This is a genomic window from Kineobactrum sediminis, assembly GCF_002868715.1.
In the GTDB taxonomy this organism is placed as follows: Bacteria; Pseudomonadota; Gammaproteobacteria; order Pseudomonadales; family Halieaceae; genus Kineobactrum; species Kineobactrum sediminis.
In genome coordinates, this window is sequence record NZ_PKLZ01000007.1 from 130,582 (window position 1) to 151,518 (window position 20,937).

23 protein-coding genes are annotated in these 20,937 nt (G+C 57.9%); 15 read left to right on the top strand and 8 right to left on the bottom strand.

Going from position 1 to position 20,937, the window contains the following annotated elements; all coding sequences use genetic code 11:
- Nucleotides 1–23: 23 nt before the first annotated feature.
- From arsS to CWI75_RS08800, 5 genes are all read left to right on the top strand, one after another.
- Complete coding sequence (gene arsS, locus CWI75_RS08780) at nucleotides 24–980, top strand: arsenosugar biosynthesis radical SAM (seleno)protein ArsS (RefSeq protein ID WP_101521137.1); 957 nt, start codon at nucleotides 24–26, stop codon at nucleotides 978–980.
- Entirely contained in the window at nucleotides 980–1,666 is a 687-nt protein-coding gene (locus CWI75_RS08785; protein ID WP_101521138.1) for a TIGR04283 family arsenosugar biosynthesis glycosyltransferase, read from the top strand. Before arsS ends, CWI75_RS08785 begins: the two co-directional genes overlap by 1 nt.
- Entirely contained in the window at nucleotides 1,650–2,294 is a 645-nt protein-coding gene (locus CWI75_RS08790) for a TIGR04282 family arsenosugar biosynthesis glycosyltransferase (protein ID WP_101521139.1), read from the top strand. Before CWI75_RS08785 ends, CWI75_RS08790 begins: the two co-directional genes overlap by 17 nt.
- Before the next feature lie 90 nt (nucleotides 2,295–2,384).
- Nucleotides 2,385–2,666: an ElaB/YgaM/YqjD family protein gene (locus tag CWI75_RS08795; protein ID WP_101521140.1), complete on the top strand. Its 282-nt coding sequence runs from the start codon at nucleotides 2,385–2,387 to the stop codon at nucleotides 2,664–2,666.
- Nucleotides 2,667–2,675: 9 nt separating this feature from the next.
- Nucleotides 2,676–3,185 carry a hypothetical protein gene (locus tag CWI75_RS08800; RefSeq protein WP_101521141.1) on the top strand — a complete coding sequence of 170 codons (510 nt, stop codon included), beginning with the start codon at nucleotides 2,676–2,678 and terminating at the stop codon, nucleotides 3,183–3,185.
- A 77-nt stretch (nucleotides 3,186–3,262) separates the two neighbouring features.
- Here CWI75_RS08800 and CWI75_RS08805 read toward each other — a convergent pair whose 3' ends face one another.
- The 3 genes from CWI75_RS08805 to CWI75_RS18330 are packed head-to-tail and all read right to left on the bottom strand — an operon-like array spanning nucleotide 3,263 to nucleotide 6,047.
- Complete coding sequence (locus tag CWI75_RS08805) at nucleotides 3,263–4,468, bottom strand: pyridoxal phosphate-dependent aminotransferase (protein ID WP_101521142.1); 1,206 nt, start codon at nucleotides 4,466–4,468, stop codon at nucleotides 3,263–3,265.
- A complete protein-coding gene (locus tag CWI75_RS08810) occupies nucleotides 4,465–5,898 on the bottom strand; it encodes an amidase (protein WP_241521141.1) in 1,434 nt (477 codons plus the stop codon). Before CWI75_RS08810 ends, CWI75_RS08805 begins: the two co-directional genes overlap by 4 nt.
- Nucleotides 5,895–6,047 (bottom strand): hypothetical protein, encoded by a 153-nt coding sequence (locus tag CWI75_RS18330; protein ID WP_155523010.1) that lies wholly within the window; start codon nucleotides 6,045–6,047, stop codon nucleotides 5,895–5,897. Before CWI75_RS18330 ends, CWI75_RS08810 begins: the two co-directional genes overlap by 4 nt.
- A gap of 178 nt (nucleotides 6,048–6,225) precedes the next feature.
- Between CWI75_RS18330 and CWI75_RS08815 the strand changes: the two genes are divergently transcribed.
- From CWI75_RS08815 to CWI75_RS08825, 3 genes are all read left to right on the top strand, one after another.
- Nucleotides 6,226–6,993, top strand: a complete 768-nt coding sequence (locus tag CWI75_RS08815) for an EAL domain-containing protein (RefSeq protein ID WP_175580207.1) — start codon at nucleotides 6,226–6,228, stop codon at nucleotides 6,991–6,993.
- Between the two features lie 223 nt (nucleotides 6,994–7,216).
- Nucleotides 7,217–9,118, top strand: coding sequence for an ATP-dependent zinc metalloprotease FtsH (ftsH, locus tag CWI75_RS08820; RefSeq protein ID WP_101521144.1), 1,902 nt, complete (start codon nucleotides 7,217–7,219; stop codon nucleotides 9,116–9,118).
- A 180-nt stretch (nucleotides 9,119–9,298) separates the two neighbouring features.
- Complete coding sequence (locus CWI75_RS08825; RefSeq protein ID WP_241521142.1) at nucleotides 9,299–9,880, top strand: uracil-DNA glycosylase family protein; 582 nt, start codon at nucleotides 9,299–9,301, stop codon at nucleotides 9,878–9,880.
- Here the strand turns inward: CWI75_RS08825 and CWI75_RS08830 are convergent.
- Nucleotides 9,877–10,056 carry a PLDc N-terminal domain-containing protein gene (locus CWI75_RS08830; protein ID WP_101521146.1) on the bottom strand — a complete coding sequence of 60 codons (180 nt, stop codon included), beginning with the start codon at nucleotides 10,054–10,056 and terminating at the stop codon, nucleotides 9,877–9,879. The genes CWI75_RS08825 and CWI75_RS08830 overlap by 4 nt on opposite strands.
- Before the next feature lie 258 nt (nucleotides 10,057–10,314).
- Between CWI75_RS08830 and CWI75_RS08835 the strand changes: the two genes are divergently transcribed.
- Nucleotides 10,315–10,824 (top strand): fasciclin domain-containing protein, encoded by a 510-nt coding sequence (locus CWI75_RS08835; RefSeq protein WP_241521143.1) that lies wholly within the window; start codon nucleotides 10,315–10,317, stop codon nucleotides 10,822–10,824.
- A gap of 44 nt (nucleotides 10,825–10,868) precedes the next feature.
- Here the strand turns inward: CWI75_RS08835 and CWI75_RS08840 are convergent, their stop codons facing one another.
- Nucleotides 10,869–11,372 (bottom strand): acyloxyacyl hydrolase, encoded by a 504-nt coding sequence (locus tag CWI75_RS08840; RefSeq protein WP_162300035.1) that lies wholly within the window; start codon nucleotides 11,370–11,372, stop codon nucleotides 10,869–10,871.
- 164 nt (nucleotides 11,373–11,536) lie between these two features.
- On the opposite strand from CWI75_RS08840, the gene CWI75_RS08845 reads away from it, so the two are divergent.
- Entirely contained in the window at nucleotides 11,537–13,000 is a 1,464-nt protein-coding gene (locus CWI75_RS08845) for a RimK family protein (RefSeq protein WP_101521148.1), read from the top strand.
- A gap of 8 nt (nucleotides 13,001–13,008) precedes the next feature.
- Here CWI75_RS08845 and CWI75_RS08850 read toward each other — a convergent pair whose 3' ends face one another.
- From CWI75_RS08850 to CWI75_RS08860, 3 genes are all read right to left on the bottom strand, one after another.
- Nucleotides 13,009–14,139, bottom strand: coding sequence for a GNAT family N-acetyltransferase/peptidase C39 family protein (locus tag CWI75_RS08850; protein ID WP_101521149.1), 1,131 nt, complete (start codon nucleotides 14,137–14,139; stop codon nucleotides 13,009–13,011).
- 98 nt (nucleotides 14,140–14,237) lie between these two features.
- The gene (locus CWI75_RS08855; RefSeq protein ID WP_101521150.1) at nucleotides 14,238–14,630 is read right to left on the bottom strand and encodes a hypothetical protein; all 393 of its coding nucleotides are present in this window, start codon (nucleotides 14,628–14,630) and stop codon (nucleotides 14,238–14,240) included.
- 220 nt (nucleotides 14,631–14,850) lie between these two features.
- Entirely contained in the window at nucleotides 14,851–15,216 is a 366-nt protein-coding gene (locus CWI75_RS08860; protein ID WP_101521151.1) for a translation initiation factor Sui1, read from the bottom strand.
- 84 nt (nucleotides 15,217–15,300) lie between these two features.
- Here CWI75_RS08860 and CWI75_RS08865 point away from each other — a divergent pair, with 84 nt between their 5' ends.
- The 5 genes from CWI75_RS08865 to CWI75_RS08885 all read left to right on the top strand — a co-directional run bounded on the left by CWI75_RS08865 (nucleotide 15,301) and on the right by CWI75_RS08885 (nucleotide 20,935).
- Entirely contained in the window at nucleotides 15,301–15,525 is a 225-nt protein-coding gene (locus CWI75_RS08865; protein ID WP_101521152.1) for a SlyX family protein, read from the top strand.
- Between the two features lie 99 nt (nucleotides 15,526–15,624).
- Nucleotides 15,625–16,863 carry an acyl-CoA dehydrogenase family protein gene (locus CWI75_RS08870; RefSeq protein ID WP_101521153.1) on the top strand — a complete coding sequence of 413 codons (1,239 nt, stop codon included), beginning with the start codon at nucleotides 15,625–15,627 and terminating at the stop codon, nucleotides 16,861–16,863.
- Between the two features lie 30 nt (nucleotides 16,864–16,893).
- Nucleotides 16,894–18,021 (top strand): acyl-CoA dehydrogenase family protein, encoded by a 1,128-nt coding sequence (locus tag CWI75_RS08875; protein WP_101521154.1) that lies wholly within the window; start codon nucleotides 16,894–16,896, stop codon nucleotides 18,019–18,021.
- A 40-nt stretch (nucleotides 18,022–18,061) separates the two neighbouring features.
- Nucleotides 18,062–19,771 (top strand): amidohydrolase, encoded by a 1,710-nt coding sequence (locus CWI75_RS08880; protein WP_101521155.1) that lies wholly within the window; start codon nucleotides 18,062–18,064, stop codon nucleotides 19,769–19,771.
- A gap of 129 nt (nucleotides 19,772–19,900) precedes the next feature.
- Nucleotides 19,901–20,935 (top strand): hypothetical protein, encoded by a 1,035-nt coding sequence (locus CWI75_RS08885; protein WP_101521156.1) that lies wholly within the window; start codon nucleotides 19,901–19,903, stop codon nucleotides 20,933–20,935.
- The last annotated feature ends 2 nt before the right edge of the window (nucleotides 20,936–20,937 follow it).

The following is a 20,937-nucleotide window of genomic DNA, read 5'->3' on the forward strand; positions in this document are numbered from 1 at the left end:
GGCAATACACTTGAGGAGGTTTCATGCAGGATACCCGGTCGCTGCTGATCAGCACTGATTTTCCGCCCCTGCGGCGTGGTGAGCTCGACACTTTGCAGGTGAACCTCGGGTATCTGTGTAACCTGAGCTGTGTCCATTGCCACGTCAACGCGGGGCCGACGCGTACCGAACTCATGGATCGTACAACGATTGACCAGGTGCTGACGCTGCTGGAGAGCCGCGGCATCGGCACCCTGGATCTCACCGGCGGCGCTCCGGAACTCAACCCGGATTTTCGCTACCTGGTCAGCGCTGCCCGCACGTTGGGTGTACGGGTGATCGATCGCAGTAACCTTACCGTGCTGCTGGAGCCAGGGCAGGAAACCCTGGCTGATTACCTGGCCGCGGAGCGGGTAGTGATTACCGCGTCGCTGCCCTGCTATATGGAGCAGAACGTTCAGGAACAGCGTGGCAAGGGTGTTTACGCCGACAGTATTCATGCCCTCCAGCAATTGAACGCACTCGGTTATGGCCGCGACCCGGCGCTGGAACTCAACCTGGTCTATAACCCCGTAGGTGCGATATTGCCGCCATCACAGGTGGACCTGGAGGCTGATTACAAACGTGAACTGGGGCAGCGCTTTGGTATTGTATTTAACCAGCTGTTCACGATCACCAATATGCCGATCAGCCGGTTCGGCGCGGTTTTGCTGGCGCAGGGCAACTACACGGATTACATGACCCTGTTGCGGGACAATTTCAGTGCAGCGAATCTGGAAACGGTGATGTGCAAGTCCCTGCTCAGTGTCGACTGGCAGGGGTTTCTGTATGACTGTGATTTCAATCAAATGCTGGCGCTGCCACTGGGCGGCGGCCGTGGTCGTCATATCGGGGAACTTCTGCAAGCGCCGGATATGGCAGGACAGGCGATCGTGACGGGTGAGCACTGCTATGGCTGCACCGCGGGCCAGGGCAGCAGCTGCGGTGGTGCCCTGGATTAGTGGCCTCGCCAAGCTACAGTTTTGTTATCCCGGTACTCAATGAATCGACACATATTGAACGGTTATTGCAGTTGCTCGCAAGAAAATTCCCCGATGCCGAACGTATCGTGGTCGATGGTAACAGTAACGACGATACGGTAGCGCGGGCACTGGTTGGCTGCACCCATTTACTGATTGGCGAGCGCGGACGTGCAGCACAAATGAACCTGGGGGCGAGTATCGCCAGTGGTGATTATCTGCTGTTTCTGCACGCTGACAGTGAACCTGATTTTGATGCTCCCGCGTTGGGGGCCTGGCTGGCGAATGGCCCTGCATGGGGTTTTTTTCAGCTACGGCTCAGTGGTGGCAGGCGCATATTCCGGTTGCTTGAGAGAGCGATAAACCTGCGTTCACGGCTTAGCGGCATTGGTACCGGTGACCAGATGTTGTTTGTGACCCGGAGTATTTTTGCGACCGACCACGAATTTGCGCCATTACCGCTGATGGAGGACGTGGAGTTGTGCCGGCGCCTGCGCCGGATGAGTGTCCCGTCAGTGGCTCCGCTAATCATTATCACCTCTTCCCGGCGCTGGGAGCAGCGGGGCGTGTGGCGTACCATTCTGCAGATGTGGTCGCTGCGGCTGGCGTTTGCGCTGGGGGTTCCCGCAGCCCGTTTATGGCAGGTTTATTATGGCCGACAAGCCTGACAGTCTCGTATTGCAACAATTTGCAAAAGCGCCACAGCCGGGTCGTGTTAAAACGCGTATGCAACCGCTGCTGTCACCGGAGCAGGCATGTGAATTGCACTGCGAACTGGTGCAGTGGACGTGTAAAACATTGCTGAATGCAGCGCTTGGGCCGGTTGAACTGTGGGTCAGTGACGCTCCGCAACATCCATTGTTCAAAGCCTGCGAGACGTCCGGTGTGGCATCGGTGTGCCGTCAACTGGGAACGGATCTCGGTGCGCGCATGCAGGATGCTCTCGCGAGTGGTCTGGCCCGTTACAAGTACGTATTGCTGGTAGGCAGTGACTGTCCGGCGCTGGACACCGTATATTTACGCGCGGCTGCAAGTGCCCTGCGAGATCACGACCTGGTGCTTGGCCCAGCGTGCGATGGGGGTTATGTACTGCTGGGCGCGCGTCGTCCGGTGGATGCATTGTTTGCCGATATGCCCTGGGGTACTGACCAGGTTTTCGCGTTGACCCTGGCTCGGGCCCGAAAGGCCGGTTGGCATGTGGCAGTCCTGGAACCCCTGCGGGATATCGATCGACCGGAGGACCTGCAGTACTGGCAATCGTTGCAACATCCACTCGTTGATACCGCGCGTTATTGATGTTCTTCAATGTTTCCCACTTGAGGAACGCACATGCTCTGTCATCACACGGCGTAATCACGTCGGCTACCCAATGATGGAGAGTGAACAATGGCGAATGTGGATGATGAAATGGCCAAATTACGGAGCGACCTGGATCAAGTGCGCGGGGACATGCAGTCGCTGATGCAGGCAGTGAAAGATTCTGGCGTTCGCCAGACCCGCGAAACCCTGGAAAGAGCCCAGCGGACTGGCGAATCGCTTACTGAAGGGGTGGGTGAGATACCCAGGCGTGCCGAAAAGCAAATCGGCGATCATCCGTTGACCAGTGTGCTGTCGTCGTTCGGTTTGGGGTTTCTGATCGGCATGTTACTGGACCGGCGACACCACTGATTCCGCGTTATGTTCAACATTTTAAAGCTGGCCCGCGAGCTTATTGATCCCGGCATCGCAAAGTTGCGTCGCAGCCTTGCCGACGCTATCAGTGCCCTGGTCTTGCTGGTAGTGGCAGCGCTCATAGGTACGCTTGGGCTGGCACTCCTGTTGTACGGCGGTTATCAGTCGTTGTTGCCGGTTATGGAGCCCTGGATGGCGGGCGCTGCAGTGGCCTTCACGGCAATAATGGTGTGTCTTGTGATCCTGCTGCTGGCACAACGACGGCTCGCGAATCCGGGGAGCTCGCAATCGTCGTCAGCGTCTGGAGATGAAGCTGACGATGTTGCCAGAGAAATTGAAGAAGTGAAGGAACGTGGCACCCGCGCAGGTGAGGAACTCCGCCGCAATGTGAGACCGGTCGACCTGGCTCTGTCGGCGTTTATCGCCGGGTTGGTAGCCAGCAAGGCCTTTCGCGAAAGAGGCCGCAAAGAGCGGCCGCCTGCCGACCGTGCTACCCGCGGCAATCAGGAAAACTGATCGTTTCGGTAAACCGCTAGGAGCCTGTCGGACTTAAGGCTTTTCCGCAGCAGAACAGCCTTAAGTCCGACAGGCTCCTAGTTGAAGTCCTGTTTTTCCATCCACGGAATGATGCGTTCGAAGGCGCGCTCGATCTGGGTGATGGAAGTGGCATAACTGATGCGCAGTGCATTACTGCAACTGTCCCCGAAGGTATCGCCGGCGATAGTGCAGACCCCGGTTTCCCGCAACAGGCGCAACGCCACGTTACTGCCATTAACGCCCTCGGGTAGGGACGGGAACATGTAAAAGGCGCCCTCGGGCTTGTAGCCGCTAAGCTGGGGTGTCAGCGCTACCAGTTCAATCAGTCGATCGCGGCGCTTCTGGTAGGTGGCGACCATCTCATCGATGAAACTATTGTCGCCCCGCAGGGCAGCGACGCCACCCCACTGGCAGGGCGTATTGGCAACGGTCGTTGTAAACATGTGATAGCGCCGCAGTTTCTTGATCGCCCCCTGGCTTGCGATCATCCAGCCAATACGCATACCAGCCATACTGAAGGTCTTGGAGAAACTGCTGATCACCATGACGTGATCGAGGTCACTGCAGCAGGACAGCACGCTGGCATAGTCGATATCGTCATAGATCAGGTGATCGTATACCTCGTCACTGATGATATAAATGCCGCGGTAGGCCGCTTCCTGGACAATCTGTTCAATGGTTTCGCGCGGGTAAACGGTACCGGTGGGATTGCTGGGGGAATTAAGTACGATAGCGTGGGTATTGGGCGTAATGGCATCAAACACGTCCTGCGGATCCAGCTGATGATTATTCTCCACCCGGGTGGGAACTTCCCGCACTTCTCCCCCGTTCATCCGAATCAGCGGGGCGTAGAGCATGAAAGAGGGATCCACCACGATAAACTCGCGTCCCGGAGCGGATACCGCGGTAATAGCCAGGTACAGCGCTTCGGTGGCGCCGGTGGTAATGAGTATGTTCTCCGCGGTGATACTGCGACCGCTGCGCTCACCATAATAGTCTGCCAGGGCTTCGAGTAACTCCGGCAGGCCGGCATCCATGGTGTAGCCCGTCTGGCCCGCACGCAGCGCCTCCACCACGGCCTCTATGACATGTGGCGGTGCCGGAATATCCGGCTGGCCAATGGAGAGGTGGATAACGTCTTCCATTGTGGCAGCCAGGTTGACCATCTTGCGAATGCCCGGTACCGGGATGGTCAGCAGGGCCGGATTCCATACCGGGTTTGCGGACTCATAGAAGTCGACTTCCAGATCAAGTTTGCTCATGCATTTTCTCCAAACAGGGCGGGCCGTCGGTGGGTAAGGGGGGCCGCCTGCTGGTAAGCGGCGCCAGCCCGCAATACGGTAGCGTCGTCGTAACGCCGGCCCACCAGTTGCAGGCCTATGGGGAGCCCCTTGCCGTCAAAACCGCAGGGCACCGACAGTGCGGGCTGGCCGGTCATGTTGAAGGGGTAGGTAAAAGGCGTCCACGAGGGCCAGCGCGTGCTTGGCCAGTCTTCGGGTACTTCCCGGCCGGCCCTGAAGGCGGTGATGGGCAGTGTGGGTGTCAGCAGCAGGTCATATTTACGGTGAAAACCCGCCATACGCTCGGTGAGGGCATTGCGTACATTGACCGCTCCCAGATAGTCGAGCATGGACAGTTTGCCGGCTTTCTCGGCCACTGCTACCAGTTGCGGATCCATCAGCTCGCGCTTTTGCTTGCCGAGGTCGCGCATGGCATTCGCTGCGCCGCTGTAAAACAAGTGCCCAAAGGCGGCGAGCGGATCGACAAACCCCGGGTCAGCCTCTACGACAGTGGCACCCAGGGAACGCAGCACCGCTACCGCCTCGGCCAGCGCCCGGCCGATATCGGGGTCCACGTCAACATAGCCAAGATTGGCGCTATAAGCGATTCTGAGGTCGCTCAGGTCGACATTGGAAATGGCGTCGAGATAATCAATATTGCGCCTTGGCAGGGCATTGATGTCGCGATGATCGGGCTCGGTAAGCACGTTCATCATCAATGCACAGTCCTCTACGGTCCAGGTCATGGGACCGGCGTGGGCAAGGGTCCCGAAGGGGCTCGACGGCCAGTGGGGGACCTCGCCAAAAGTTGGCTTGAGTCCGACAATACCGCAAAAACTCGCGGGTATGCGGATGGAGCCACCCGCATCGGTGCCCAGTGCCAGCGGCCCCATTCCCAGAGCCACCGCGGCGCCGCTGCCGCCGCTGGAGCCACCGGGGGTCAGATCGGGATCCCAGGGGTTGCGACTGATACCATCGACCGGATTGTCCGTCACTCCCTTCCAGCCGAACTCGGGCGTGGTGGTCTTACCCAGGGGGACATAGCCGTGCCGCGCAAGCGCGGCCACTGAGGGGGCTTCCTTGTCGAGGGTGGATTTCGGATCAATCGTTTTCGAACCCTTGAGTGTGGGCCACATGGGAGTGAGAAAGACATCCTTCACGGCTACCGGCACGCCGTCCAGTAGCCCCGTGGCGGTTCCCGATATATAGCGCTGTTCTGATTCCCGCGCATGGCGCAGGGTGGTTTCCTCATCTACCAGGCACCACGCGTTAACGTCTCCGTCCAGGCGTTTTATCTGATCGAGCATGGCTCGTGTCACCTCCAGAGGTGAAAGTGAACCATCGCGATATTGGGTGAGCAATTGTTGGGCGGTCATGCCGGGAATAGCCTGTTGCATAAATTTGTCTCTCACTGGATGTAATGCGCGGCGGTAGCCAGGGCTTGGGGATTGATGTTGTCGCTGGGTATCTGGGGGTGGACGGCCATCTGCCCGCGCACGGCATCGGCAGCCATTACGCTGGTGTCGGCGAGGTTGCTGGTGAGGTGAAAAGCTCGGTTCATGAAATAGCTCCAGGCATGGCCGCAGTCTTACCCTAGAGCATCTGGCGCCCCAAGCCAACCACTGTGAACAAATTGCGGGAGTTCGTTGCAGCGAGTACAGAAGTTGCCGGTTATCCGTGGCATAAAACAAAGGTAATCTATAAAATCGGACTCTGATAACAACAGCCGTGGAGGCGCCGTGCAGCAACCAGAAGTACTATTTGACGAAACCCATTGCCACCAGTGCGCCTGCGGTGAGGGGCTGGATTTCAAGTTCACTTTTGCATTCCAGCCTATCGTGGATGTACTCGATCAGTCGGTCTTTGCCTATGAGGCACTGGTACGGGGCGTGGAGCAGCAAAGTGCCTGGAGCATACTGTCCCGGGTCAATGAAAAGAACCGCTATTCCTTTGACCAGATTTGCCGGGTCAAGGCGGTAAAGCTTGCTTCCCGGCTGGGGATGCAAAGCAGGCTTAGTATCAATTTCATGCCCAACGCCGTGTACCAGGCGGAATATTGTATTCGCACGACACTGGCAGCAGCCCAGACTTACAACTTTGATACCCGCAAGATCATCTTTGAACTGGTTGAAGGCGAGGATGTGACTTCCACTGATCACCTGGTCTCGATCATCAAGGCCTACCAGGGTATGGGCTTCAGTACGGCCATTGATGACTTCGGTGCCGGTTTTTCCCGCTACAATATCCTGACCGCGAGCCCCCCGGACCTTCTGAAACTGGACATGGCCCTGGTGCGCAACATCCATCAGGAGCCGAACAAGCAGGCCGTGGTCAACGGTATCATCACCATGATGAGCCAGCTGGGCGGCCGGATCGTTGCAGAAGGTGTTGAAACGGTTGCCGAGTATGCCTGGCTGAAGAGCCGGGGTGTTAGTCTGTTTCAGGGATACCTGTTTGCCCGGCCGGGTTTTGAGAGCCTGCCGGAGCCCGTATTTCCGGATATCTGACCTGCCCCCGGAAAGGCCGCTTTGTCCCGAAATGGCTGATTGAGAATTCGCAATGATCCGGCAGACCTGGCGTGTTAAAAACATAGTCTGGGTTTTGCTTTGGCGAAGCCGGAACGCCGTTTTCTTGATGCGACTGACAGCGGCTCCAGGAGAGAGGCGTTGCTAAAGTGATCTGCGCTCTCTGTTGGCACCTGCTATCGGGTACGCGAATTACAGGGAGCCCATGGACAAAGATAATCCAGCCGATCGGAAACCGGACATAAAGCAGCCGCAGGCCCTGCCCTGGTGGAATTACCTTATCTGGTTTGTACTGGCGTTAATGTTTGCCTCCCTGTGGTTGGGTCCCGAACAGAGAACGCTGTCCTATAACCAGTTCAAGGAACGGATTCGCAGTGACGAGGTCGTCAGTGTCACCTTCCAGGGTGATGAGGTAAGCGGTCAATTGAAGCCCGCAGGCCCTGCGGGGGGTGACGAGGCTGGTCCGCGGACTTTTAAAACAACACTGCCGCCAATTGACGACCCGGAACTGATTACCCTGTTACAGCAACACGACGTGGAAATGCATGCCGAATCGGAGCAGGCCAACCTCTGGACCACGCTGATGATCGGCATGTTGCCCTGGTTACTGTTGATTGGTCTTCTCTGGTATGCCAGCAGTAAGATGTCTAAGGGCCTGGCTGGTGGCGCCGGTGGCATGTTTGACTTCGCCAAATCAAAAGCCAAAAAGTTTCGTGTCGAGGATTCCCAGGTCACCTTTGACCATGTTGCCGGGCTCGAGAATGCCAAGGCCGATTTGCGGGAAATCACCAGCTATCTCAAGAATACCGAGCGCTATAAGAAACTGGGTGCGAAGATTCCCAGGGGCATTTTGTTGATGGGTGCTCCCGGCACCGGCAAGACACTATTGGCCAGAGCGGTAGCCGGCGAGGCCAACGTGCCGTTCTTCAGTATCAGTGGTTCGGAGTTTATTGAGATGTTTGTCGGCGTGGGTGCTTCCCGGGTCAGGGATATGTTTGAAAGTGCCAAAAAAGAGGCCCCCAGCATTATTTTCATTGATGAAATAGATTCGGTTGGGCGGGCACGGGGTGCGGGCCTGGGGGGTGGGCACGATGAGCGGGAGCAGACACTGAATCAGATTCTGGGTGAGATGGACGGTTTTGATCCGCATGTGGCGGTGGTGGTGATAGCGGCGACCAATCGTCCCGATGTGCTGGATTCTGCGCTGTTGCGCCCCGGACGATTCGACCGCAAGGTGACACTGGATTTGCCGGATAAAAAGGCGCGTATTGAAATGCTCAGGATCCACAGTCGCGAGGTGCCCCTGGCGGACGATGCGGATCTGGAGCGCCTGGCCGCTCTCACCGTGGGGTTTTCCGGCGCGGACCTCGAAAACATGGTGAATGAGTCCGCATTGCTGGCTGGGCGGGAAAATAAGGAACAGGTTGATATGGCGGCCCTCCTTGGCGCCAGGGACAAGATTGTGCTCGGCGGAAAGCGCGAGATGGTTGTCACCGATGAGGAGAAACGCTGGATTGCCTATCATGAGTCAGGCCATGCGCTGCTGGCCGGGCTGTTGCCCAATGCGGACCCTCCGGACAAGGTCACCATTATCCCCCGCGGTCACGCGCTCGGTGCCACTGAACAGATTCCCGAAGAGGAGCGCCATAACCTGTCGCAACGGTACCTGCACGATCGAATTGGTGTAATGCTGGGTGGACGGATATCGGAAAAACTGGTTTTCGGCGAGTTCAGTAACGGCGCAGAGCAGGACCTCCTGCAGGCTACCCGTCTGGCCCGGCACATGGTGGCTCGCTGGGGGATGAGCGAGAAACTGGGCCCGATCGCCTTTCATCAAGGCGAGGAGCATGTTTTTCTGGGCCGTGAAATGGCGCAACAACAGGATTTCAGCGAGCACACGGCGCAGGTTATTGATGAGGAGATCGGCGCGCTGGTTAAAGGTATTGAACAGGAAATGATGGTTTTACTGAATGATCATCGTCCACAGCTTGAAGCGCTGGCAGAGGCCCTGTTGCAAAAAGAGACTCTTGGGCCGGGAGAGATTCAGGCGTTGCTTGCTGAACACCGTTCGAATTCCGCCGGTGAGACGGTGCAGATGGGGGTGTAACCCGGCCCGCACGTCCGATGTACGCGTGGACATTGGCTTATGGTCAAGCCGGTCAGGGGTGAACTTTGCCGCGAATCAAGACTCAGAAGTGGGACCGGCTGGCGGCAATCGAAGTCGAAGTCGAAACCCTCGTCGCCTCCTGGCTTGTACCAGCAAGCCCACCGTTATGATGATGCCTGAATGAACACGATGATACTGAAAGACCTGTTGCAGGAAGTGCGGGCCTGCCGCGCGTGCGATACGGTGCTGCCGCTGGGCGCAAATCCCATTGTGCGAGGACAGGCCAGTGCCAGGATCATGGTGATTGGCCAGGCTCCGGGTACCAGAGTGCATGCCACCGGGGTGCCCTGGAATGATCCTTCCGGTGATCGCTTGCGAGGCTGGATGGACCTGTCGCGGGAAGCGTTTTACGATGAAAGCAGGATAGCGATCATGCCCATGGGTTTTTGCTACCCCGGGCGGGGGAAATCCGGCGATCTTCCGCCGCGCAAGGAGTGCGCGCCGCTATGGCATCAGCGCCTGCTTGCCGCCCTGCCTAATATCGAGCTGACCTTGCTGGTGGGCAGTTACGCGCAGGCACACTACACCGAGGGACGATACCCTTCACTGGCCCGGCGGGTAATGGATTGGCGGAAGTTTGCTCCAGAGGTGGTGCCCCTGGTGCATCCCTCTCCCAGAAACCGGCGCTGGCTGAGGAATAATGAATGGTTTGAACAGGAGGTGGTTCCCTACCTGCGCTCCAGGGTCGCCCGCCTGTGCTAGCCTTTGGGCCCCAGCAGGAACCAGACAATAAGCCCGATCACGGGCAAAAATAGCAGGATGAGGATCCACAGTACTTTCGCCAGGCCCCCGGCCGGACTTTGGGCAACCTTGATAATCGCCCAGATAACGAGAACCAGCCAGATCAGGCCGAGCAGACCGCCGACTTCGATACCCATAATGATACTCCCTGTTTATGCCGTACTCTCATACGCAATGTTATTGGATCAGGAGCCCACAATGGCCGCCCCCGATGCCTGATGATGCACTACTTCAGTGTAGTGCGCCAGACGCGAAAAGACATTGCTTAATGACCTGGTCATAAGGCGGACAGTGGAGGTCTGGTTCTTTTGCCGCGCTCGTATTTACCATGCGTTAACCACACGCGGGGCGGCCAGGTTCTGAGCCGGCCCAATTGATTAATGAGAGGATTGCTCATGAACATTGTAAAAAGCCTGATAACCTCACTGACACTGATGACTGCCCTGGTTGCAACCGGTGCTCACGCCGGGCACCACGAGAAGGGCGAAATGCATAGTATGCCCACTATCGTTGAGACTGCCGCTGGGAATGCCGATTTCTCCACCCTGGTTGCCGCACTGAAGGCAGCGGGGCTGGTGGATGTACTCTCCGGGGAGGGGCCATTCACTGTCTTCGCGCCCACCAACGCGGCCTTTGCCAAGTTACCTGCAGGCACTGTGGAAAGCCTGTTGGCGCCTGAAAACAAGCAGAAGCTGGTTGATATATTGACCTATCACGTAGTCCCTGGGGCGGTTTACGCGAAGGACGTGGTCGAGCTCTCCGAAGCGACGACCGTGCAGGGCGGCACAGTCGACATCTCGGCGTCAGCAGCCGGCGTAATGATCGATAATGCCAACGTTGTCACCACCGATATCAAAGCGTCCAACGGTGTTATTCATGTCATTGACAGTGTGATCCTGCCGTAAACCGGGTCGGAAAATGGCCACGCCCTGCGGATAGCAGGGCGTGTCTACAACGGAATAGAAAGCGACAACACGACAATTTCGGTGCCGGGATTTTCCTCGGAGAGACCGCCATTGGACAAGTGGAAGACCGCCAGGCCAAGGCGATAATGGTTATCAAAGCGGTATCCCGCTTCCATTCCAGAACGGAATTCCAGCGAGTGACCCAGTCGAAACTCGCGAGTCTCATTAAATATACCCACACCAAAAGCGGGAGTCACATACCAGTGTGGCGACAGGAAAAAGTCCTTTTTCACATCCACGTAAACAAAACCGGCATCGGTTTCACTGGCCGCAAGGCCGATTGAAGGCACCAGCTGGTACCAGTCAATGGGTTGCAGGCGTAATTCGGCGCCGTACAGCCCCCGATTGTTAAGCCGGCGATCAATACCCAGCTGGCCCACACTCAGGTTCAACATACGCCCGGGCTCGGGTGGACTGGCCCCTACGGAGACCGGAAGGGTACCGATAACGGCACAGACAAACACGACTGAATTAATAGTATTGCGCATAAAGCGGCAAACCCTCACGCACGAAACACCTTTGCAGCGAAAACAGCTCATTTTTACTATAGATAATCATTGGCTTTTCCGGGTCTTCAGTGCTTATATTCACCGGATGACAGCCCGCAGGTAAGGCTGGCCCCAGATTCTTTCCGTGAGTAGACAAACCGCCAATGTCCAGCATTTATCTGATTCTAGACGACCTTTCCATTTCTCACCCTGGCCTCCCTGCCGACGCGGTTATCAGCTTTGATACCTATCTGAAAGAACACCCGATCAAGGGACAGAAAAAGACCCGAATCATTAACCTGTGTAATACGGATCGCTATCTGAGCAAGGGTTATTATTGTTCACTTCTGGCCGAAGCCCGCGGCCACAAGGTATTGCCTTCAGTGAATACCCTGAATGACCTCGGGAGCCAGCAACTTTACCTGCTGCAGGTGGATGGATTGCCGGTGCAGTTGAAAAAACTGTCGGGGGAGGGTGATTGTGCTGATATCCGTTTCAAGATTTATTTTGGCAAAACCGAAAATCCTGAGCTGAAGTTGCTGGCCCGCAAGCTGTTCGAGCGCTTCCCCTGTCCCATCCTCGAGGTAGCACTACTGTGGCAGGGTTCCTGGCAAGTGCAGTCCGTCGACCCTTCCGGTTTCGAGGAGCTGAACGAGGCGGAGTCCGGTCATTTCCTCGATGCACTGGAGAAATTCACCCAGAGTTTGTGGCGTAAACCCCGCCAGCACAAAGCCAGTCGCTGGGATATGGCGATACTGGTCAATCCCACGGAAAAACTACCGCCCAGTGATGAAAAAGCGCTCAGGCGAATGGAGAAAGCCGCAACCAAGGTCGGTTTTCATGTCGAGTTCATCGGCCCGGCCGACTACGCCCGGCTGAGTGAATTTGATGCGCTGTTTATCCGCGAAACTACCGGTATAGACCACCACACCTACCATTTTTCCCGGAAGGCGGAGATCGAGGGCCTGGTGGTGATGGACGACCCGACCTCCATTCTCCGGTGTTGTAACAAGGTGTTCCTGCAGGACGCGTTTACGTATAGCGGGGTGCCCACCCCCAAAACCCGAATCGTCTCGAATAATGCGCCTGACGACCTGGATGCGCTCGAGGCCTGTTTCGGCTACCCCCTGGTATTGAAAATCCCCAATGGTTCATTTTCGGTGGGCGTATCCCGCGCGGAGAACAGGCAGCAACTGGCGAGCGTGCTTGGCGACCTGTTGGCGAAGTCCGCCCTGGTGATAGCCCAGGAGTTTCTTTATACCGATTACGATTGGCGCATCGGGGTGCTCAACAATCGGCCCTTGTACGCCTGCCGTTACTTCATGGCCAAAGATCACTGGCAGATATACGACCATGGCGATGACCGGATAGGCAGCGGTGGTTTTGAAACACTTCCTACCTACGAAGTGCCCAGGAGCGTGCTCAATGCCGCCCTGAAAGCGGCGCGCATTATTGGGGATGGCCTCTATGGCGTGGATATCAAACAGCAGGGTAGCAAGGTCTATGTTATTGAAATAAACGACAACCCGAGCCTGGAGCAGGGAGTTGAAGACAAGTTTATCGGTGACGAGCTCTACATGCAGATCATGAGTGAGTTTGCGCGGAGACTGGAAAACCGGGGGCGATAGCCGGGGGCTCAGGCGGGAGAGGCTTTGCGAATAACCACGGCAGTTCGCAAGCGTTCCCGACCGAACAGGGACATTTTATCGAAGTCCGTCCGGGCAATGGGTAGATACTGGCAATCCAGGCCACTTTGTTCGCCCTCGGTGGGGTCCGGGTCATGCAGATAGAGACACTGGTCGTCCACCGCGCTGATAACCACCCAGTGGGGTGACTTTTTATAGTCCATCCGGTAGGTGCTGATCAGTACCAGTACCATGGCGCCTTCCGACAGCCATTGCTCAATGGCCTTCTGGGTCAGGTCCCGGTAGCGTACGCGGATATGAGCGTCGCTGGCGCGGTTCAGGAAGTGTTCGTGTACGGCGGTAATTACCTGCTTTTTTTCCGGGTTGCGTACGCTTTCCACGAACAGCGGCCCCTTGCGGTTGATCACCACCTCGGTGTTGAAGCCGCGCCGCGATGCCGCCAGCGCCAGACCTACCGGGTGGCTGCCACCATGGCCGGACGTCATGAAAATGGTTGTGGCTTCCCGCCAGATGTCCAGCTCCTGCTCCTGGTTGGGCTTGAACCCGGGATCCAGCGCGGCCATTGCCATCATCGCGGCGGCGGGTCCACAGGTGAACTCGGTGGTTTGCCTGTACCAGGGTATCCGTTTCGATTTGAGATTTTCCGGCGCATAGCGAATCTGTTTTTGCATCCGCAAGGCGTCTCGCTGGTCTTCGTAATAGGCGTGGTAGGTGCCGAATGCGAGATAGCCCAATGACTCATAAAGCCTGATCGCAGTGCTGTTATCCTGGGCAACTTCCAGGCGCATGAACAGCCTGCCTCTTGCGGCGGCGCCGGTCTCCAGCTCCTTCATCAGCGCCCGACCCAGGCCATACCCCCGGGCAAGATCCGAAACGGCAATGGAGTACAGGCGTGCCAGGCGAGTCCCCCGGTGGAGCAGTACCAGGCCATAGCCGAGAATGCCGTCACTGGTTTCGGCGACAATCAAAATACTGTTTGGGGCCTGAATCCAGTGTTTCAGCCGGCGGCGGCTCAACCGGTCGGAGGCAAAGCTGGCGGTTTCCAGGTGATCGAGAGCGTCCAGGTCCGACTCGCATGCGGGTCTGAGGGAAAATGAGAGGGCATTTTTACCGGGATTCACGAAATGTGCCTATACCACGACCGACAAGACAGGAGATGCAGGATGCTGGCGCATCGGCGGTTATTTTGCAATGCAGGGGTGTTATCCGATCCTGCGCTTCAGGCGGTGGCTGCGACCTTGCGCCTCGGGGCCGCCGCGGTAGTTCCACCTGCACGCTGGTGCAGCAACCAGGCTATGGCGGTGCAGTAGCTCAGGTTGGTTTGCAGTTCGCTGTCCGGGTCGCTGAGGAATGCTCTCTGGCTGGCAAGACCCCGTACCCGGCTGGCCAGTTCGGGTTTGAATGCGAGATAACGATCCCAGATATCGCGGTGTTGGGCGGCGGTGATGTGGAAGAGCCCCAGGCCGCTGTTTCGCGCCGAAAACAGGCCCAGGTCTGGCGCCGTGATGGCCGATTGCAGCAAAAAATCTTCGTATTCGACAGTCCAGACATCAAGATATCTGAGAGTGGGACGGATAACCTGTTCCCGGAGATGCTCTGCAGTTACATACATGCGCCTGTCCCTCGAAAGGATGTAATGGTCTTGCACGCTTCTTTTTTACCACAAGAAAATAATAAATCCAATAAAAATAACGGTTTGCGAGGGTTTATTTAATTATATTATGGAAGTCGGGCGTAACTGCGCGAATTTGCATGCTCTTCAGCGGTAAAATTATAGTCATTAATGGGCTTAAAATCGTCGATCAGTTGATAAATTCTTTTAAAAGATCAAATCATCCTCCGGAAATTTTAACCTGGTAGCCGCGACTTTCCAGTTCCTTTTGCAATAGCGAACGCTGGTCCCCCTGGATTTCAATGTCCTGGTCCTTGACGGCCCCGCCGACCCCGCATTTCTGTTTCAGTACCTTGGCCAGCGCCCGTAGTTCAGTGGGCGCCAGAGGTAGCCCCTTGACGATTGTCACAGCCTTGCCCCCGCGGCCCTTTGTTTCCCGGTGCAGGCGGACAATGCCATCGCCAACGGTCACCGGGCGATCTTTGCCACATACGCAGCCGGCAACAGGGCGCTGGCACTGAGGGCACAGCCGCCCGCTGGCAGTGGAATAAACCAGCCGGGAGTTTGTCGAGTCATGTTTGGCCATATCAGGTCCTGGTGATTGTGGCGGGGAGCAGAGTATATTAGCCTCCGGTCTGCATTTGAACCGCGCCGGAGCGCGAGCCTGGACATGAAGAAAAAGCACTTGAAGCTGGCGCTGGACGATTTGCAGAGTCAGTTTGCCTTTCAGGAGGACGTGGTACAGGCGCTGCAGGATGCTGTGGCCGCGCAACAGCGGGAATTGCTGCTGTTCAGGCGCCAGCTGGAGTTGCTCAAGCAGCGTCAGGACGAGCAGGGCTCACAGCTGGATGAGCGGCCCGGGGATACCGGCCCGGAGCTACCGCCACACTACTAGCCGGGCGAGCTCGCTTGCGATGGCTGCCGGAATCCACCACAATTCCGGGGCTGTTCAAAACTCGAATAACTGGATTTAACCGTCTACAGGAAGTGAATAATGTCCGAGAGTGCCCGTAAAGATACGCCTGAGCAGGCGGAATTCAGAGCCTATTGCCGTGAGTGGCTGGCTGCAAACAAGCCCGGAGAACCATCGGTGCGATTGCCGCAATCACCACTGGAAATCATGACTGAAGACCAGCTCTCCTACCTGCAGGCCTGGCAAAAATCTGCCTATGACGCCGGCCTGGTGGGTTGTGACTATCCGGTTGAGGTGGGCGGCGGTGGCCGCAGCAACTGCCAGACCGTTGCCAATGAAGAAATGATGGCCGCGCGGACCCCGTTTTTTCCCAATGTCATCGGCCTGGGCATGGCGGCACCGACCGTGTTCTACCACGCTCGGGAGGACGTCAAATCGGAGTTGCTGCCGCGCCTGTTTTCCGGTGAGGATATCTGGTGCCAGGGCTTTAGTGAACCGGGTGCCGGGTCCGACCTGGCCAGCGTACAGACATTTGCCGAACGCAAGGGCGACAAATGGGTGATTAACGGCCACAAGGTATGGACCTCCCTGGCGCATTTTGCCGAGTGGATGATCATCCTGCTGCGTACCGACAAGTCGCACAAATACGACGGCCTGTCTTATTTTGTGGTGCCGATTCGTTCGGCACTGGGCAAGGGTGTCACCGTGCGGCCGCTAATCAAGATCACCGGGGAAACCGGTTTCAACGAAGTGATTTTTGACAACCTTGAAGTCGATGATCGTTTCCGCCTGGACGAGCTCGGCAAGGGCTGGCAGGTGGCCATGACCACATTGCTGCACGAGCGCGGCGCCGGCGAACTGCAAACCCCCCGTGCTGGTGGCATGAAGAACAAGTCTACCCACGCCATCACTGCCGGGAACGTCATCGAACTGGCAAAGGCCTGCAAGCGCGGTGAGGAAAACAGTGCTGCCGACGATCCCCTGCTGCGCGACAAGATCATGCGCCAGCTGATCAGGGAAGAGGGGCTGAAACAGAACCAGCGCCGCACACGGGTGCAGGCGTTGCTTGATCACCCCATGCGCCTGCCGCTGCAGAACAAACTGCTGGCCAGTGAAATTGCCCAGCAGACTGCGGCACTGGCACTTGAAGTGGAAGGTATGCGTTCATCGCTGTATCTCGCGGATGAGAATGCTCCTGCCGGCGGGCAGTGGCCGCTGGCCTACATGAATTCCTACGGCATGACGATTGCCGCGGGAACCAGTGAAGTGCAGCGCAATATCCTTGGCGAGCGCGTGCTCGGCCTGGCCAAATCCAAATAAGCCGACGTCCGGACAACAGGAGCACCACCCATGGCACAACCCAATAATTACGGCTTCGGTGAAGAGGCTGCGTTGCTGAAGGAATCCGCGCGCAAGTTTTTTCGTGAACATTTTACCACCGACAAACTCCACGCACTGGTCGCGGCGGACCACAATCCGGACCGCGCCCCAACCTGCGACTGGGATCAATCTCTCTGGCAAAAACTGGTTGACCTTGGCTGGACCATGCTGGCTGTACCGGAAAGCGCCGGCGGTGTCGGCATGCCGGTGGCTGCGGTTGCAGGCCTGGTAGAAGAGTTGGGCCGGGCTGCCTTTCCCTGCCCCCTGCTGGGCACACTAAACGCAACCTATGTGCTGATCGGCTGCGGTGCCGACGGCGAGGCGGCTCTGGCGGATATCGCGTCCGGTGAGTCGGCCACACTGGCATTCAGCAATCGTCACGGCAGCTGGGACCCCGGTGCCACCGAAGTGCGCCATGACGCGGACGGACTCCACGGCAGCGCCTGGTTTGTCCAGGATGCGGCCAAATCCGACCGGCTTCTGGTCTGTGCGCATACGGAAAACGGCCTTGGCCTTTTCTGGCTGCCGATGAATGCCCCCGGCGTTAGCCGGGTCGCCGACGGTATTGTCGATCTTACCCGGGACCAGGCACACATCCGGTTCGATGGCAGCCCGGCGGTTCAGGTCAGCGCTAATGCACTCGCTGCCATCAATAATGCAATGCCCGCGGTCTGGACCCTGCTCGCCGCAGATATGGTGGGAGCAGCCGAGTGGCAGTTGCAGACTTCGGTGGATTACGCCGCAACGCGTAAGCAATTCGACCACACCCTGGGCTATTTCCAGGCGATCAAGCATCCGCTGGTGGAAGTGATGCTGCTCATCGATGAGGCCAAGTCGCTGGTCTACAACGCCGCCTGTGCGTGTGATACGGAAGTGGGAAAGGCGGCGCAGTATGCCCACATGGCAAAGGCTTCGGCCAGTGACATGGCCGCCTACGCCAGTAGCCGTTCGGTGCAGACGCACGGTGGTATCGGGTTTACCTGGGAATGTCATGTGCACCTTTATTTCAAACGCCAGAAGCACTCGCAGGTATTGTGGGGTGATGGCAGCTGGCATCGTGCAAGGCTGGCGGACATCCTTATCGGAGCCGCCGCCTGAGTAACCACCGGCAGTCCGCGGCGCACGGCGAGGGATCACTATGAACTGGAAAACGGGGCTTGCGGTACTCGTCGCGCTGATTGTCGGGTTGGCGACATTGTTCAGTATCGCGACACGGTTGCCGGCACCACCAGAGCACCAGGTGTTCATTAATGGTGAGGTTATCACCATGGACGCCAGCAACCGCGTGGTGCAGGCGCTTTCCGTGCGCAACGATCGCATTGAAGCCGTTGGCAGTACGGCGGACATAATGGCACTGGTGACCTCCAGTACCGATATTGTCGACCTCCATGGCGGTACCCTGCTGCCCGGTTTTATCGACGCTCACGGACATTTTCCGGGTTCCGGCCTCAATACCGTGGCGGTGGACCTCAACAGTCCGCCCATCGGTAATGTCGGCACTATGGCGCAGTTGCTGGCAGCACTGGCTGAGCGTGCCGCGATCACGCCCGCCGGTGACTGGGTATCCGGTTTCGGGTACGACGATACGGCACTGGCGGAGAGCCGCCATCCTACCCGCGAAGAGCTTGACTCGGTGTCGGATGAGCATCCCGTCGCGGTATTGCACATTTCGGGCCACATGGCGGTGGCCAATAGCAGGGCCCTGGCTGAGGTTGGCATTGACGAGACGACACCGAACCCCGAGGGCGGGGTTATTGTGCGAAGCAACGATACCGGCGAGCTTACCGGTTTGCTGGAGGAGACCGCTCGCCTGCCAGTCGTGGAAAAGATGCTGGACCTGGGCGTTGTCGACCTGTTCAGGATGATCGGGTCTGCAGTACGCGAGTATGCGGCGCACGGAGTGACCACCGCCCAGGCCGGGGGCGCCGGCCCGGAAATGGTCAGGGGTTTTGTCCTGGCCAATCGCCTGGGTACCATCCCGCTGCGGTTGATGGTGTTTCCCCTGGAGGCTGATTTTCGCGAGCTGGTGCTGGCGGGAGACTACGAGCCCGAGGAGTACGAGCGCGATCGACTGCAAATGGGTGCGGTCAAAATCATCGCCGACGGCAGCATTCAGGGCTACACCGGCTACCTGACCCGCCCCTATCACCAGCCATTTCACGGTGATGCCGAATATCGCGGTTATCCCGCGGTATTGCGCGAACGATTATTCGAGCAGGTACTGCGTTTGCACAGCGCCGGGTTTCAATTGGCGGTTCATGGCAATGGCGATGCCGCTATTGACGATATCCTGGATGCTTTTGCGGCAGCGCAGGCTGCGTACCCGGTGTCCGATCCACGTTTTATCCTGATTCACTCGCAGATGGCGCGCAAGGACCAGATTGAGCGCATGCGTGAGCTTGGGGTGACCCCCAGTTTCTTTGCCGCCCATACATGGTACTGGGGCGACCGGCATCATGATATTTTCCTGGGCCCCGAACGCGCCGCAACCATCAGCCCGGCGGCATGGGCAGAGGCTGCAGGCCTGCGCTTCAGTTCCCACATGGACACCCCCGTCACCCCCATGCGGCCATTGCAGGCAGCCTGGAGCCTGGTTCAGCGCGAGACATACGCTGGCAGGGTGTTGGGGCCGGAGCAGCGCGTGGATGCGATGACCGCGCTGCGAGCGGTGACAATTGATGCCGCCTGGCAGATTTTCCAGGAGGATAATCGGGGATCCCTCGAGCCGGGTAAATATGCCGACCTGGTCGTGCTGTCCGGAAGCCCGCTGGCCGAGCCTTCGGCGATGCGGGACCTGCGGGTCAAACAGACCTATGTCGGCGGCGCACTGATTTTTACCGATAGCTGACCGCCGGCCCCGCCGTGGTGATGGGCGGTGCCGTCGTGGACAGTGCCGGTTCAATCCGCTATAAAGGGACTTGCTACTGCAGCTTCCGATTGTTGCGGAATTTGATTTCAGCGGAGACAACAGCCAGTCATGTATCGCTATAGTGTCGACAGTGCGGTTACCTACACGTCCGAAGATCTGGTTCTGTTCAAGGAGTCCCCATTTGCTTCCTGGATGGAGCGGCTGACGGTTGAAAATCCCGGGCATGGCATTGCCCCGGATGCTGGTAGCCAGCCTCCCGGCAACAGCATGCAGCGGCAGGATGACGTTGCCGAGATTCTGCGCGCCGAGGGCCGACAGGTTCGGCTGATAGAGTGGGAGGAAACCGAGTCCGAGCGGCGTGGGGCCACGATGGAGGCGATGCGCGAAGGAATCGATTTCATCATTAACGGCCAGTTGGCTGTTGGCCCCCTGTCTGGTTCGGCCAACCTGCTGATGAGAACCAGTGGCTTCTCCGAGTTGGGCGACTATTTATACGTGCCCTGCGATACCCAGGGCAAGACCAATCTGCACTCGGCATTTCGACTGTGCTTCCTGGCGGACCTGCTGCACAGCTTGCAGGGTGTCCTGTCACCCAGGATGCTGATTGTCCGGGGTGGCGCAGATCTGGTGCCACTGCAAACCGAAGACCACATCTACCATTACCTGGCGGTTAAACACCGTTTCATGGATGCCCAGCGCCAGTTTCGAAAGCACCGTATGCCGGACCCTTCGGTGTCGGCACATTTTGGCCGCTGGTCGGACTGCGCCAATCAGGTGCTCAGGCAACGCGCGCTGGCCCAGCCCCCCGAAACGCTTGCCAGTGACCTCGCGCCGCTGGTCAACGAAGATCCCCGGGAGCCTGTGGCCGAGCTGGCAGAGCGCAGGCGGCATCGGTCGTCTCCACCTGGCCTGGATGATCATTATTTCCCCGCACCGGGCTCGTCGGCGCCAATTGATGTTCCCGGGCCACATCCCCTGGATTCACCGGGGTTTAATGTCGCCGTCCGGCAGCAGGCGGTTAGCCAGCCTGAGGCGATTGCCACAAGGCGGCCTGTAGTAGATCAGGATGATGACCGTGCTGACGAATTCAGCCCGGTGCCTTTTTCCAGCAGCCTCAACACCAGTGCGGCTTTCGAGCGCTAGTG

What these genes read in the sequence shown, in the direction of transcription:
- arsS (WP_101521137.1), top strand. Translation starts at nt 24, where the DNA reads ATGCAGGATACCCGGTCGCTGCTGATCAGCACTGATTTTCCGCCCCTG.
- CWI75_RS08790 (WP_101521139.1), top strand. Translation starts at nt 1,650, where the DNA reads ATGGCCGACAAGCCTGACAGTCTCGTATTGCAACAATTTGCAAAAGCG.
- CWI75_RS08795 (WP_101521140.1), top strand. Translation starts at nt 2,385, where the DNA reads ATGGCGAATGTGGATGATGAAATGGCCAAATTACGGAGCGACCTGGAT.
- CWI75_RS08800 (WP_101521141.1), top strand. Translation starts at nt 2,676, where the DNA reads ATGTTCAACATTTTAAAGCTGGCCCGCGAGCTTATTGATCCCGGCATC.
- CWI75_RS08805 (WP_101521142.1), bottom strand. Translation starts at nt 4,468, where the DNA reads ATGAGCAAACTTGATCTGGAAGTCGACTTCTATGAGTCCGCAAACCCG.
- CWI75_RS18330 (WP_155523010.1), bottom strand. Translation starts at nt 6,047, where the DNA reads ATGAACCGAGCTTTTCACCTCACCAGCAACCTCGCCGACACCAGCGTA.
- ftsH (WP_101521144.1), top strand. Translation starts at nt 7,217, where the DNA reads ATGGACAAAGATAATCCAGCCGATCGGAAACCGGACATAAAGCAGCCG.
- CWI75_RS08825 (WP_241521142.1), top strand. Translation starts at nt 9,299, where the DNA reads ATGAACACGATGATACTGAAAGACCTGTTGCAGGAAGTGCGGGCCTGC.
- CWI75_RS08830 (WP_101521146.1), bottom strand. Translation starts at nt 10,056, where the DNA reads ATGGGTATCGAAGTCGGCGGTCTGCTCGGCCTGATCTGGCTGGTTCTC.
- CWI75_RS08835 (WP_241521143.1), top strand. Translation starts at nt 10,315, where the DNA reads ATGAACATTGTAAAAAGCCTGATAACCTCACTGACACTGATGACTGCC.
- CWI75_RS08840 (WP_162300035.1), bottom strand. Translation starts at nt 11,372, where the DNA reads ATGCGCAATACTATTAATTCAGTCGTGTTTGTCTGTGCCGTTATCGGT.
- CWI75_RS08845 (WP_101521148.1), top strand. Translation starts at nt 11,537, where the DNA reads ATGTCCAGCATTTATCTGATTCTAGACGACCTTTCCATTTCTCACCCT.
- CWI75_RS08855 (WP_101521150.1), bottom strand. Translation starts at nt 14,630, where the DNA reads ATGTATGTAACTGCAGAGCATCTCCGGGAACAGGTTATCCGTCCCACT.
- CWI75_RS08860 (WP_101521151.1), bottom strand. Translation starts at nt 15,216, where the DNA reads ATGGCCAAACATGACTCGACAAACTCCCGGCTGGTTTATTCCACTGCC.
- CWI75_RS08865 (WP_101521152.1), top strand. Translation starts at nt 15,301, where the DNA reads ATGAAGAAAAAGCACTTGAAGCTGGCGCTGGACGATTTGCAGAGTCAG.
- CWI75_RS08870 (WP_101521153.1), top strand. Translation starts at nt 15,625, where the DNA reads ATGTCCGAGAGTGCCCGTAAAGATACGCCTGAGCAGGCGGAATTCAGA.
- CWI75_RS08875 (WP_101521154.1), top strand. Translation starts at nt 16,894, where the DNA reads ATGGCACAACCCAATAATTACGGCTTCGGTGAAGAGGCTGCGTTGCTG.
- CWI75_RS08880 (WP_101521155.1), top strand. Translation starts at nt 18,062, where the DNA reads ATGAACTGGAAAACGGGGCTTGCGGTACTCGTCGCGCTGATTGTCGGG.
- CWI75_RS08885 (WP_101521156.1), top strand. Translation starts at nt 19,901, where the DNA reads ATGTATCGCTATAGTGTCGACAGTGCGGTTACCTACACGTCCGAAGAT.